Source organism: Sphingopyxis sp., from assembly GCF_050725615.1.
Taxonomy (GTDB): Bacteria; Pseudomonadota; Alphaproteobacteria; order Sphingomonadales; family Sphingomonadaceae; genus Sphingopyxis.
Genome location: NZ_JBOHHU010000107.1, coordinates 1 through 13,168, shown reverse-complemented (window position 1 = coordinate 13,168; position 13,168 = coordinate 1). Strand labels below are relative to the sequence as shown.

Sequence of the window (13,168 nt, the reverse complement as noted above, 5' to 3'; positions counted from 1 at the left end):
GTTCGAGCGCACCCACCAAGAAATAAGCGGCGCCGCCGCGAGGCGGACGCCATCGCCGTTCGGAATTATTTCCGCGTGGCGCGATTCGACGGCTTGCGCCGTCCCCCTCCTGTTGAGTAAGTCTTTCCTCCCATGGCGCGGTTCATTTTTATCACCGGCGGCGTGGTCTCCTCGCTTGGCAAAGGTCTGATGGCGGCAAGCCTCGCCGCTTTGTTGCAAGCGCGTGGCTATCGCGTCCGTATCCGGAAGTTCGATCCCTATCTCAACGTCGATCCGGGCACGATGTCGCCCTATCAGCATGGCGAGGTCTATGTGACCGACGACGGGGCGGAAACCGACCTCGACCTCGGCCATTATGAGCGCTTCACCGGGGTTGCGGCGCGGCAGAGCGACAATATCACCTCGGGCCGCATCTATCAGCAGATCATCACCAAGGAACGCCGCGGCGACTATCTGGGCGCGACGGTGCAGGTCGTCCCGCACGTCACCGATGCGATCAAGGCGTTCGCCCGCGCCGAACTCGACGATCTCGACTTCGTGCTGTGCGAGATCGGCGGCACGGTGGGCGATATCGAATCGCTGCCGTTCATCGAGGCGATCCGTCAGCTGCGCAACGAAGAGGGGCGCGACCGGACGCTGTCGGTCCATGTCACCTTGGTGCCCTATATCGCCGCTGCGGGCGAGCTGAAGACCAAGCCGACGCAGCACAGCGTGCGCGAACTCGCGTCGCTGGGCGTCCAGCCCGACATATTGCTCTGCCGCTGCGAACGGCCGCTGCCCGAGGGCGAGCGCGCCAAGATCGCGCAATTCTGCAACGTGCGGAAGGAAGCGGTGATCCCCGCGCTCGACGCTGACTCGATCTATTCGGTGCCGGTGCAATATCATGGCGAGGGGCTGGACAATGAAGTGCTGCGCCACTTCGGCATCCATGACGCGCCCGATCCCGACCTGTCGCGCTGGTACGACATCATGGACCGCAAGCAGCACCCCGAGGGTGAGGTCACGATCGGCGTCGTCGGCAAATATGTCTCGCTGCCCGACGCCTATAAGTCGCTGAACGAGGCGCTGGTCCATGGCGGCATGGCGAACCGGGTCAAGGTCAACATTCGCTGGCTCGACGCCGAGATGTTCGAGAATGACGGCAATCTGGCCGAAAATCTCGAGCCGCTGCACGGCATCCTCGTTCCCGGCGGCTTCGGCGAGCGCGGGTCCGAGGGCAAGATTTCGAGCGTACGTTTCGCACGTGAGCGTAATGTGCCCTTTTTCGGCATCTGCCTCGGCATGCAGATGGCGTGCGTCGAAGGCGCGCGGAACACCAGCGGCATCGCGGCGGCGTCGAGCACCGAATTCGGCAAGACCGACGAGCCGGTGGTCGGCATGATCACCGAATGGATGAGCGCCGAGGGGCTGCAGCAGCGCGGCGCCGACACCGACCTGGGCGGCACGATGCGGCTGGGCGCCTATGAAGCGAAATTGTCGCCGAACAGCCATGTCGCGACCATCTATGGCGCCAACGACATCAGCGAGCGGCATCGCCACCGCTATGAGGTCAATGGCGCGTATCGCGACCGGCTCGAAAATGGCGGGCTCGTTTTTTCGGGCATGTCGCCCGATGGCATGCTACCCGAAATCGTCGAGCGGCCGGACCATCCCTGGTTCATCGGGGTGCAATTCCATCCGGAACTCAAGTCGAAACCCTTCGATCCGCACCCGCTGTTCGCCGGGTTCATCAAAGCGGCGGTGAAGCACAGCCGGTTGGTATAACAAGGAAAACGGGGCTTATGGATCACGCGAAACTCGCCGAGCTTCAGGGCCCCGACAGCATATTTTCCGGGCTGTCGCTGCAGGACTGGGCCGATGTCGCGGGGCGCGCGGTCCAGATCAACTTCACCAAGGGCAAGGAAATCCTGAGCCAGGGCGATACCGGCGACAGCCTGCTGATCCTGACCGAAGGCCATGCGCGGGTGTCGATGCTGACCGCGAACGGGCGCGAGATCGTGCTCGCCTATGCCGAACCCGGCGCCGTGCTGGGGGAGATCGCGTTGCTCGACGGCGGCGAACGCACCGCGTCGGTGACCGCGACGAGCGCGGGCAGCGCGCTCCAGCTCGGGCGCAACGCGCTGCGCGATTTTGCCGCGAGCCATCCCGATTTCGCCTGGTCGCTGATGCAGCAGCTCGCGCGGCGACTGCGCACCGCCGACCAGACGATCGAAAGCGATCGCGCCTATGCCTCGGGCCCGCGGCTCGCGCGCTATCTGAAACGGCTGATCCGCAAGGATGTGGTGACCGCACAGCGCGTCGAGCTGTCGCAGACCGAACTCGGCAATTTTGCGGGCATGAGCCGCGAACATATCAACCGCCAGCTCAAGAGCTGGGAGGAATCGGGGGTCATCTCGCTCGAACAGGGGCGGGTGCGCGTGCTCGATGCCGACATGCTCGAGGATATCAGCGAGAGCGAGGGGTAGAATCACAACGCCCGGGCCTCTGCTGAGACCCGGGCGCCTGTGACGAACTACCGCCATCCCCCTTTTGCGTGGACGAGGCGAAGCGTCCACACTCCCTGAAACCGGGCCTTTAGCCGCGTGATCCAGAAGTCATCGGGCTAGGACCACGGGGCCGCTTTGTCACCCTCTGGCGGCACTTGCGTGGTCCTTTTGCGGGCGGCTGTGGCCGATCAGCAACAGATTCTGCGAATCGCTCGCAATCTGCGCCGGGCCATAGCGCCCATTGCCAGCGCCCGGAGCGCCCCCTAAAGCGGCGGCATGACCGCCCATATCTGCGCGTTTCGGGGACCGACCTTATGATCCTGCGTCCCTATGAACGCACCATCTTCAAGCGCTATCTGCTTCCGCATCGCGGCGAGGGTTTCATCTTCGTCGCCGCGGCGTTCAGCTTCATCGCGGTGACGCTCGGCGTCGCGGCGCTCGTCATCGTGATGAGCGTCGTGAACGGGGTGCGCGCCGAGCTGTTCGACAAGATCGTCGGGCTGAACGGCCATGCGGTGGTGCAGGGCTTCGGCGGGCGCATCGACGACTGGCGCGACGTGCTCAAGGAAGTGCGCGCGACGCCCGGCGTGACCGAGGCGACACCGATCATCGAACAGCCTTTGCTCACCACCTTCAACGGCCGCGTCGAGGGCGTCGCGGTGCGCGGCATGCTGGTCCCCGATATCCGCACCGTGCTGAAGGGCGACATCAAGGAAGGCGATGTGGCGCGGCTCGTCGACGGATCGGGCGAGGTCGCGCTGGGGGGCGAACTGGCGCGCAACCTGGGCGCGGTCGTCGGATCGCAGATCACGATCATCAATCCCGCGGGACGCTCGACGCCGTTCGGGACGGTGCCGCGCGAGATCAGCTACCGCGTCGGCGCGATTTTCGAGCTCGGCGTCTATGATTTCGACAAGACCTATATCATCATGCCGATGGCCGATGCGCAGCTGTTGCTGCTGACCGGCGACCAGATCGGGCTGATCAAGGTCGAGACCGAGGATGCCGACAAGGTCGGCGAGATATTGGACCCGCTGGCGCAGAAACTGGCCGCGAAGGCGGTCGTCTCCGACTGGCGGTCGATGAACAGCAGCCTGTTCGAGGCGCTGTCGGTCGAGCGTGTCGCGCTGTTCGTCATCCTGTCGCTGATCATTCTGGTCGCGGCGTTCAACATCGTCTCGTCGCTGATCATGCTGGTGCGCGCCAAGACGCGCGACATCGCGATCATCCGCACGATGGGCGCGCCGCGCGATTCGGTGCTGCGCATCTTCGTCGCGATCGGGGTGGCGATCGGGGTCGGCGGGACGTTGGTCGGCCTGATCCTCGGCTTTACCGCGCTATATTTCCGCAAGGGGATCTTGAACGGCATCGGTTATTTGTCGGGTCAGAATCTGTGGGACCCCTCGGTGCGTTTCCTGACCGAACTGCCGTCGAAGCCGAACCCGGTCGAGATCGGGGTGGTCGTGGTGATGACGATCCTCTTCAGCTTCCTCGCGACGCTCTATCCCGCGTTGAAAGCGGCCAATACCGATCCGGTGCAGGTGCTGCGTTATGAATGATATTCTGTCGCTGACCGGGCTGACCCGTCACTTCGAACAGGGCGGCGCGCGCATCGACGTGCTGCGCGGGGTCGATGCGCGGCTGCGCCCCGGCGAAATCGTCGCGCTGCTCGGGCCGTCGGGGTCGGGCAAGTCGACCTTGTTGCAGGCGGTCGGCCTGCTCGAAGGCGGCTTTGGCGGCAAGATTCTGATCGATGGCGAGGATGTCACCGCTTACGGGCAGGGTGAGCGGACGAAGACGCGGCGCGAGAAGATCGGTTTCGTCTATCAGTTCCACCATCTGCTGCCCGATTTCAACGCGATCGAGAATGTCGTGCTGCCGCAGCTGATCCGCGGCGCGAAGCAGGCCGAGGCCGAAGCGCGCGCGGCGGAGTTGCTTTCGCGGCTGGGGCTCGGCGAGCGGCTGCATCACAAGCCGAGCAAGCTGTCGGGCGGCGAGCAGCAGCGCGTCGCGGTGGCGCGCGCGCTGGCGAACCGGCCGATGCTGGTGCTGGCCGACGAGCCGACGGGCAATCTTGACGAGGCGACCGCCGACAAGGTGTTCGACCAGTTCGTCGCGCTGGTCCGCGACCATGGTTCGGCGGCGCTGGTCGCGACGCACAACGAACGGCTCGCGGCGCGCATGGACCGCGTGCTGCGCTTGCACGAGGGCCGGGTCGAGGCGTAGGCTGGCGCCGACATTCAAGGGGAATCGCTATGGCATTTTACGATCTTTCCGCCCCGCTGCCCGGCGGCGGCTCGCAACCGATGGCCGATTACAAGGGCAAGGTGCTGCTGATCGTCAACACCGCGTCGAAATGCGGCTTCACCCCGCAATATGAGGGGCTGGAGGAATTGTACCGCGACTATAAGGATCGCGGGCTCGAAATCCTGGCTTTCCCGTGCAACCAGTTCGGGGCGCAGGAGCCCGGCGATGCGGCCGAAATCGCGAATTTCTGTTCGCTGACCTATGATGTATCCTTCCCGCTGATGGCGAAGATCGACGTCAACGGCAGCGATGCCGACCCGATCTTCAAGCATTTGAAGAAGGAGCAGACCGGGCTGCTCGGCAGCGGGATCAAGTGGAATTTCACCAAATTCCTGGTCGACCGCGACGGCAAGGTGGTGTCGCGCCACGCCCCGACGACCAAGCCCGAGCAACTGCGCAAAGAGATTGAGGAACTGCTGGGTTAAGCCTTGGCAGAATCAGTGCTGTCACTGTAGGGTCATCCGATGGCCTACAGCCCCTTTGTCCCCCTGCGCGTCTTTTCCAGTTACACGATGCTGGAGGGGGCGATCGACCCCAAGGCGATCGCGAAAGCGGCGCGCGAGCGCGGGTTTCCGGCGGTGGCGATCTGCGACCGCAACGGGCTGTACGGCGCGATGGCGTTCGGCGAGGCGTGCAAGGCGGCGGGCGTCCAGCCGATCGTCGGCATTTACCTGAGCGTCGCGCGGCCGGGGCCGCGGCTCGCCAATGGCGCGCCGCAGATCGACTGGATCGCGCTCTATGCGCAGGACGAAGCGGGCTATAACAATCTGTGCGCGCTCGTGTCCGATGCGCATCTCGGTCGCCCGGATGATCAGGACCCGCATGTCACCTTCGCCAAGCTGGCCGGACGCACCGACGGGCTGATCTGCCTGACCGGGGGCGGCGAGGGCGCGCTGGCGCGGCTGCTGGCGGGCGAGCAGAAGAGCGCGGCGGAGGACTATGTCGAGCAGCTCGAGGCGCTGTTCGGCGGGCGGCTCTATATCGAATTGTCGCGGCGCGGCGATGCGGCGGAGAAGGCGGCCGAAAAGGCGCTGATCGACATGGCCTATGCGCGCGCGTTGCCGATCGTCGCGACCAACCCGGCGTCTTTCGTCGAGCCGCAATTCCACGCCGCGCATGACGCGATGCTGTGCATCGCGCAATCGGCCTATGTCGAGAGCGAAGACCGGCGGGTGTCGAGCCCCGAGGCCTGGCTGAAGCCCGCCGAGGCGATGGAAGACGCATTCTCGGATTTGCCCGAGGCGATGCGCAATTCGCTCGTCATCGCCCAGCGCTGCGCTTTCATGGCTCCGAAGCGCGCGCCGATCCTGCCGAGCCTGGCGGGCGACCGCGAAGGCGAGGCGGCGCAGCTTGCCGTCGATGCGCGCGCCGGTCTGGAAGCGCGGCTGGCGCTCTATCCCGACCTCAGCGCCGAAGAGCGGCAGGCCTATATCGAACGCCTCGATTTCGAGGTCGGGGTCATCGTCCAGATGGGCTTTCCCGGCTACTTCCTGATCGTCGCCGACTTTATCAAATGGGCGAAGGCGCATGACATTCCGGTGGGGCCGGGGCGTGGTTCGGGGGCGGGCAGCGTCGTCGCCTGGGCGCTGACCATCACCGACCTCGACCCGCTCAAACTGGGGCTGCTGTTCGAACGCTTCCTCAATCCCGAGCGCGTGTCGATGCCCGACTTCGACATCGACTTTTGCGAAACGCGGCGCGGCGAGGTGATCCGCTATGTGCAGGAGAAATATGGCCGCGATACCGTCGCGCAGATCATCACCTTTGGTAAGCTGAAGGCGCGCGCGGTGCTCAAGGATACCGGGCGCGTGCTGCAAATGAGCTATGGCCAGGTCGACCGGCTGGCGAAGCTGGTGCCCAACCATCCGACCGATCCCTGGACGCTCGAACGCGCGCTCAACGGCGTCGCCGAGTTGATGACCGAATATAAGCAGGACGACGGGGTGCGCCGCCTGTTCGACATGGCGCGCCAGCTCGAAGGCCTGCCGCGCCACAGTTCGACCCATGCCGCGGGCGTGGTGATCGGCGATCGCCCGCTCGACCAGCTCGTGCCGCTCTATCGCGATCCGCGCTCGGACATGCCGGTGACGCAGTTCGACATGAAATATGTCGAGAGCGCCGGGCTGGTGAAGTTCGACTTTCTGGGCCTCAAGACGCTGTCGGTGCTCAAGGAAGCGAAGCGGCTGCTCGCGCTGCGCGGGATCGACGTCGATCTCGATACGCTCGAATGGGACGATGCGGCGGTGTACGAGCTGCTCCAGCGCGGCGAGACGGTCGGGGTGTTCCAGCTGGAATCCGAAGGCATGCGGCGGACGCTGTCGGCGGTGAAGCCGACCAATTTCGGCGACATCATCGCGCTCGTCGCGCTGTATCGGCCGGGGCCGATGGACAATATCCCGCTGTTCGGCGCGCGCAAGAACGGGCGCGAGCCGATCGCCTATCCGCACCCGCTGCTTGAGGGCATCCTCGCGGAAACCTATGGCATCTTCGTCTATCAGGAACAGGTGATGCAGGCGGCGCAGATCCTGGCGGGCTACAGCCTCGGCGGCGCCGACCTGTTGCGCCGCGCGATGGGCAAGAAGGTCCAGGCGGAGATGGACGCGCAGCGCGAGACCTTCGTCACCGGCTGCGGCGAGCATAACCAGATCGCCCCCAAGGCGGCGAACGAGCTGTTCGACTTGATCGACAAATTCGCAGGCTATGGCTTCAACAAGAGCCATGCGGCGGCCTATGCCCTGCTGTCGTATCAGACGGCCTGGCTGAAGGCGCACCATCCGCATGAGTTTTTCGCGGCGTCGATGTCGTTCGACAGCCATCAGACCGACAAATTGTCGATCTTCATCGACGACATGCGGCGGCTGGGCGTCGGCATCGCGCCGCCGTCGATCAACGACAGCGAGGCCGATTTTTCGGTCGGCGAAACCGACGAGGGATTGGCGGTGCGCTATGCCCTCGGCGCGCTGAAGGGCGTCGGCGAAAAGGCGATGGAGGCGCTGGTCGCCGAGCGCCGCGCGCATGGCGACTTTGCGAGCCTCGACGATTTTGCCGGACGCATTGACCCCAAGCAGCTCAACCGGCGCCAGATCGAGGCGCTGGCCGGCGGCGGGGCGTTCGATCCGGTCGAGCCCGAACGGCCGCGCGCCTTTGCGGGGGCCGAGGCGCTGCTCGCCTGCGCCAACAGTTCGGCGCATGAGCGGTCGACCGGGCAGGGCGGGCTGTTCGGCGGCGACATCGCGATCGCCCCGGCGCTGCAACTGCCGGTGACCGAACCCTGGACGCTCGGCGAGCGGATGACGCGCGAGAAGGACGCCTTCGGCTTTTATTTCTCGGCGCATCCGGTCGAGAATTACGAGGCGATCATCGCCGCGCGCGGCGCACGCAGCTATGGCGACATTTGCGCCAATGTCGCGATGACGCCGGGGACGCGCATCCCGATGATGATGGCGGCGATGGTCGAAAGCGCGCGCCCGCGCATGTCGCAGCGCGGCAACCGTTTCCTCAACCTGACGCTGTCGGACCGCAGCGGCCAGTTCCAGTCGAGCTGTTTCGATGAGGGCGCGGGCAAGATATTGGAGGCGCTGGCGGTCGATGGCGGCTGCGCCATGCTATCGGTCGAACTCGACCTGCTCGAGGGCGAAGAGACGCCGCGGGTCACGGTGCGCGGGGCGCAGCCGCTCGCCGACATCGCGGCGACGGCGGCGTTGCAGCTCGAATGCCGGGTCGAGGTCGCCGAGGCGATCGCCGAGATCGCGCGCTTCGCCGAGCGGCGCGACGATGCGCGCGGGACGATCATCGTCACGACCCCCGACCCCGATACGGGGCTCGACATCCAGATCAACCTCGGCCGCCGCTTCGCGCTCGATCCCGATCTCGTCGCGCGGCTGGAGATGGTGACCGGCATCGTGGCGCCGAAGCTGTCGTTGGTGCCGCCCAAGGATTTCCGCGTCCGCAGCTAGGCTAGGGGGTTGCGCATCCGGCCTCCGCCGCCTTATCCAAGGCAAAATCATAAAAATGAGGATGCCCACCATGTCGATGCAAGGCCAACCGTTACTCGTCACCAGTCTGATCGACCATGCGTCGCGCGAACATGCGTCGCGCGAAATCGTGTCGCGCTGGGCCGATGGCAGCATAACGCGCTCGACCTGGGGCGAGGTGGGCGCCGACGCCCGTCGTTTCGCCGCCGCGATGACCAGGCTGGGCGTCACCAAGGGCGACCGCATCGCGACGCTGGCGATGAACCATGGCCATCACCTGGTCAGCTGGTACGGCAGCGCGGGGCTGGGCGGCGTGCTGCACACGGTGAACCCGCGGCTGTTCGACGAGCAGCTTGTCTATATCATCAACCATGCCGCCGACCGCGTGCTGTTGTTCGACGCGATGTTCCTGCCGATCGTCGAGCGGCTGCGCGATCAATTGCCGACGGTTGAGCATTTCATCCTGTTCGACGCGCCCGCGCAGGACGGTTATCTTTGCTATCGCGAGCTGATCGACGCCGAGGACGGCAGCTTCGCGTGGGTGGAGCTCGACGAGCGCGATCCGGTCGGGCTGTGCTATACCAGCGGGACGACGGGCAATCCCAAGGGGGTGCTGTACGAGCATCGCTCGAACGTCATCCACGCGATCACCGAGATCCAGCCCGACGTGTTCGACATGTCGAACCGCAGCGTGATCCTGCCGATCGTGCCGATGTTTCATGCCAACAGCTGGGGCATTCCCTTCGCCGCCGCGACGGTGGGCGCGAAGCTCGTTTTTTCGGCGACCAACGACGCGCAGGTCCTGTGCGACCTGATGCACGACGAGGGCGTGACCCACAGCGCCGGCGTGCCGACGGTGTGGATCGCGATGTTCGCGCATATGGACAAGACCGGCATGGGCTATGGCAAGCTGGCGCGCGTCATCATCGGCGGGTCGGCGTGCCCGCGCGCGATGATCGAGCGCTTTATGAAGGACGGGATCGAGGTCGCCCACGCCTGGGGCATGACCGAGACGTCGCCGATCGGCACCATGGGCAAGCGTCCGTGGAACTGGGACGCGATGAGCTTCGACGAAAAGGTCGACAATGTCGCCAAGCAGGGCTGCCCGCCCTTTGGCGTCGAGCTGCGCATCGTCGATGACGAGGACCAGATATTGCCGCGCGACGGCGAGACCAGCGGGCGGCTGCAGATTCGCGGGCCGTGGATCATCCAGCGCTATTATCGCGCCGATGAGGATGCGGCCGACGCCGAGGGCTGGTTCGACACCGGCGACGTCGCGCTGATCTACCCCGATGGCGTCATGCAGATCACCGACCGCGCCAAGGACGTCATCAAGTCGGGCGGCGAATGGATCAGCTCGATCGAGCTGGAAAATGCCGCGCTCGGCGCGCCGGGGGTACAGGAAGCGGCGGCGGTTGGCGTCTATCACCCCAAATGGGACGAACGCCCGGTGCTGCTGGTGGTGAAGAAGCCCGGCGCCGATGTCAGCGAGGCGAGCATCACCGCCTATCTGGGCGACAAGATCGCCAAATGGTGGATGCCCGACGAGGTGATCTTCGTCGACGACCTGCCGCACACCGCGACCGGCAAGCTGCTCAAGCGCCAGCTGCGCGAGGATTATAAGGATTATCAGCTGAAGTCGCTGGTGGGGGCCTAGAACAGCTCCATCTGCCCATCCCTCTCAGGCGGACGGAACAGGTCGCAGCGCAGCGGCGGAAACCGGCGGTCCATGCCATGTTCGCGCGCGGCGCGCTTGACGCGGGCGCGAATGAGATTCGCCCAAATGCCGGTGCCCTTCATGCGGGTGCCGAAGTTCGGGTCATTGTCGCGGCCGCCGCGAATATCCTGGATCATATGCATGACCTTGTCGGCGCGGTCGGGATAATGCGCCGCGAGCCAGGCGCGGAACAGCGGTGCGACCTCATGCGGCAGGCGGACGAGGATATAGGAGGCGCGGATCGCGCCCGCGTCCGACGCCACTTTCATAATGGCTTCGATTTCATGGTCGGTGATCGCGGGGATGATGGGGGAGATATTGACCTGCGTCGGCACGCCCGCGTCGATGAGCTGGCGGATCGCGGCGAGGCGGCGGCGCGGGTGCGGGGCGCGGGGTTCGAGCGTGCGGGCGATGGCGGGGTCGAGGCTGGTGACCGATACCGCGACGCCGATCAGATTGTCGCGGGCCATCGCGCTGAGCAGGTCGAGATCGCGGAGCAGGCGGTCGGACTTGGTGGTGATGAGCAGCGGGTGCTTCGTTTCGGCCAGCACCCCGATCACCGACCGCGTGATGCCCCATTCGCGCTCGATCGGCTGATAGCCGTCGGTGTTGGTGCCGATCGCCAACGGCGCGGGGGTGTAGCCGCGTTTCGCCAGTTCCCGGCGCAGCAATTGCGCGGCGTCGGGCTTGGCGAAGAGGCGGCTTTCGAAATCGAGGCCGGGTGAGAGGTCGTGAAAGGCATGGGTCGGGCGCGCGTAACAATAGACACAGCCATGCTCGCAGCCGCGATAGGGATTGATCGAGCGGTCGAAACCGATGTCGGGCGAGCTGTTGCGCGCGATGATCGTCTTGGGGTGCTCGACCGTGACGGTGGTGCGCAGGCGTGGAGACGCCCCGTCGATCGCCTCGGCTTCGTCGAGCCAGTCGCCATCGGTTTCGTGCGCGAGCGAGCCGGTGCGGGTCGGGCGGAGGTTGGTCGGCGCGCCGCGGCCGGAAATTGGGGGGAGGGGTTTGGGCGATTCCACCGGGCGAGGATAGGATGGTGTTTGGAACAAAGGAAGAACAAATATCCGGAGTCGGCCATCCGCTCTTCAGTCGTCATCCCGGACTTGATCCGGGACCCGCCTTTTTCCTTCCAGGATGAGGCAGGCCCCGGGTCAAGCCCGGGGTGACGGTTTTTACGAAATTATCGGTCGTCTATTCCGTCAACCGCAGGATCAAATCGACAAAATTGCAGGGCTTGTGCCGGCTGTCGAGCTGGGTTGAGAGGATGCCCTCCCACGCGTCCTTGACCGCGCCGGTCGAGCCGGGGAGCGCGAAGATATAGGTGCCGCGCGCGACGACGGCGCAGGCGCGCGACTGGATCGTCGAGGTGCCGATCGTCTGATAGCTCAGCCAGCGGAAAAGCTCGCCGAAACCGGGAATGTCCTTGCCGTCGAGCTGGTGCAGCGCCTCGGGCGTCACGTCGCGGCCGGTGACGCCGGTGCCGCCGGTGGTGATGACCACGTCGACCGCCGGATCGTCGATCCAGTTATGGAGGCGCGAGACGATTAGCGATTTTTCGTCCCGGATGATCGCGCGGGCGGCGAGGATATGGCCCGCGCCGGTCAGCAGTTCGACGAGCTTGTCGCCCGATCTGTCATCCGCTTCGCTGCGGCTGTCCGAGATGGTCAGGACCGCGATGCGGACCGGTTTGAACGCCAGACTTTCGTCAATCGGCATGGGCGTCAATCGGCATTCGTCAGCCCGCCGGCGTAGGTCAGCCGGACGCGGTCCTTGGTATCGGGGAAGCGCGGCCATTTGCCCTGCGCCAGCGCGGCGCGGCTGACCGACGGCTTGCCCTGCTGCGCTTCGTACATCCAGTAGTTGCGCAGCACGATGCCGACATAACCGCGCGTTTCCCAATAGGGGATCGATTCGATGTAGAGCAGGGGATCGCCCTGGTCGCGGACCTCGGTCTGCCAGCGCGCGATCGGCGCGGGGCCGGCGTTATACGCGGCGATGACCTTGGGCAACAGGCCGCCGGTCGAGCCGTCGCGGCTGAGATATTCGAGGTAGCGCTGACCGAAGTCCATGTTGACCGCCGGGGTCTTGAGGTCACCGGGGCCGCTCGCGTCGCCGTTCCAGCGGGCAAGGTCGCGCGCGGTGCCGGGGCGGACCTGCATCAGCCCGGTGGCGCCCGCGCCGCTGACGACGCCGCGCTGAAAACGCGATTCCTGCAGCGTGTGGGCAAAGACCAGCGCGGGATCGACCCGCCAGCCGCCATTGGGTTCCCATTTCGGCTGCGGATAGCGGGTGGCGGCGGCGAGCTTGCGGCCCTGCGGCGTATTGTGCGCGAGATAGAGCTGGGTCTCGGGCAGGCTGAGCGCGCCCGCGATGCCGATCAGTTGCTCATGCTGTTCGACGCTGCCGATGCGCGCCTGATAGCGGATCAGTTCGCCGGCATATTGGTCTTCGCCGATCTCCGCGAAGGCGATCGCGGCGCGCACATTCGGCTGTTCCTCGAGCGCGCGCCAGGCGCTGCGGTCGGCGCGGATGCTGGAGCTTCTGGACGGCTGGCCGAGCGTTTCGGCGGCGAGCATGCCGTAGAAGGTTTCCTCGTTGGTCGCGGCGGCGCGCAGGCGCGGCTGGACCGCAGCGGGTTCGCCCGCAGCCATCGCGGCGCGCGCCGACCAATAATGAGC

10 protein-coding genes are annotated in these 13,168 nt (G+C 65.6%); 7 read left to right on the top strand and 3 right to left on the bottom strand.

Annotated elements, in window-relative coordinates:
* Window positions 1-132 precede the first annotated feature (132 nt).
* The 7 genes from ACREB7_RS18615 (at window position 133) to ACREB7_RS18585 (ending at window position 10,424) form a co-directional block, all read left to right on the top strand.
* On the top strand, window positions 133-1,764 hold the full coding sequence (locus ACREB7_RS18615) for a CTP synthase (protein WP_431593761.1): 1,632 nt from the start codon (window positions 133-135) through the stop codon (window positions 1,762-1,764).
* A 17-nt stretch (window positions 1,765-1,781) separates the two neighbouring features.
* Entirely contained in the window at window positions 1,782-2,465 is a 684-nt protein-coding gene (locus ACREB7_RS18610; protein ID WP_431593760.1) for a Crp/Fnr family transcriptional regulator, read from the top strand.
* A 335-nt stretch (window positions 2,466-2,800) separates the two neighbouring features.
* Window positions 2,801-4,045, top strand: a complete 1,245-nt coding sequence (locus ACREB7_RS18605) for a lipoprotein-releasing ABC transporter permease subunit (RefSeq protein WP_431593759.1) — start codon at window positions 2,801-2,803, stop codon at window positions 4,043-4,045.
* Entirely contained in the window at window positions 4,038-4,712 is a 675-nt protein-coding gene (locus ACREB7_RS18600) for an ABC transporter ATP-binding protein (RefSeq protein WP_431593758.1), read from the top strand. Before ACREB7_RS18605 ends, ACREB7_RS18600 begins: the two co-directional genes overlap by 8 nt.
* A gap of 29 nt (window positions 4,713-4,741) precedes the next feature.
* Window positions 4,742-5,218, top strand: coding sequence for a glutathione peroxidase (locus ACREB7_RS18595; protein ID WP_431593757.1), 477 nt, complete (start codon window positions 4,742-4,744; stop codon window positions 5,216-5,218).
* A 39-nt stretch (window positions 5,219-5,257) separates the two neighbouring features.
* Window positions 5,258-8,749, top strand: coding sequence for a DNA polymerase III subunit alpha (gene dnaE / locus ACREB7_RS18590; protein ID WP_431593756.1), 3,492 nt, complete (start codon window positions 5,258-5,260; stop codon window positions 8,747-8,749).
* A gap of 76 nt (window positions 8,750-8,825) precedes the next feature.
* Window positions 8,826-10,424, top strand: a complete 1,599-nt coding sequence (locus ACREB7_RS18585) for a long-chain fatty acid--CoA ligase (protein WP_431593762.1) — start codon at window positions 8,826-8,828, stop codon at window positions 10,422-10,424.
* On the opposite strand, the gene ACREB7_RS18580 is transcribed toward ACREB7_RS18585, so the two are convergent.
* The 3 genes from ACREB7_RS18580 to ACREB7_RS18570 all read right to left on the bottom strand — a co-directional run.
* Window positions 10,421-11,509: a PA0069 family radical SAM protein gene (locus tag ACREB7_RS18580; RefSeq protein WP_431593755.1), complete on the bottom strand. Its 1,089-nt coding sequence runs from the start codon at window positions 11,507-11,509 to the stop codon at window positions 10,421-10,423. The genes ACREB7_RS18585 and ACREB7_RS18580 overlap by 4 nt on opposite strands.
* A gap of 172 nt (window positions 11,510-11,681) precedes the next feature.
* Window positions 11,682-12,206 (bottom strand): molybdenum cofactor biosynthesis protein B, encoded by a 525-nt coding sequence (moaB, locus tag ACREB7_RS18575; protein WP_431593754.1) that lies wholly within the window; start codon window positions 12,204-12,206, stop codon window positions 11,682-11,684.
* A gap of 5 nt (window positions 12,207-12,211) precedes the next feature.
* Window positions 12,212-13,168: lytic transglycosylase domain-containing protein (locus tag ACREB7_RS18570; RefSeq protein WP_431593753.1), on the bottom strand; the 957-nt coding region annotated here is incomplete at its 5' end.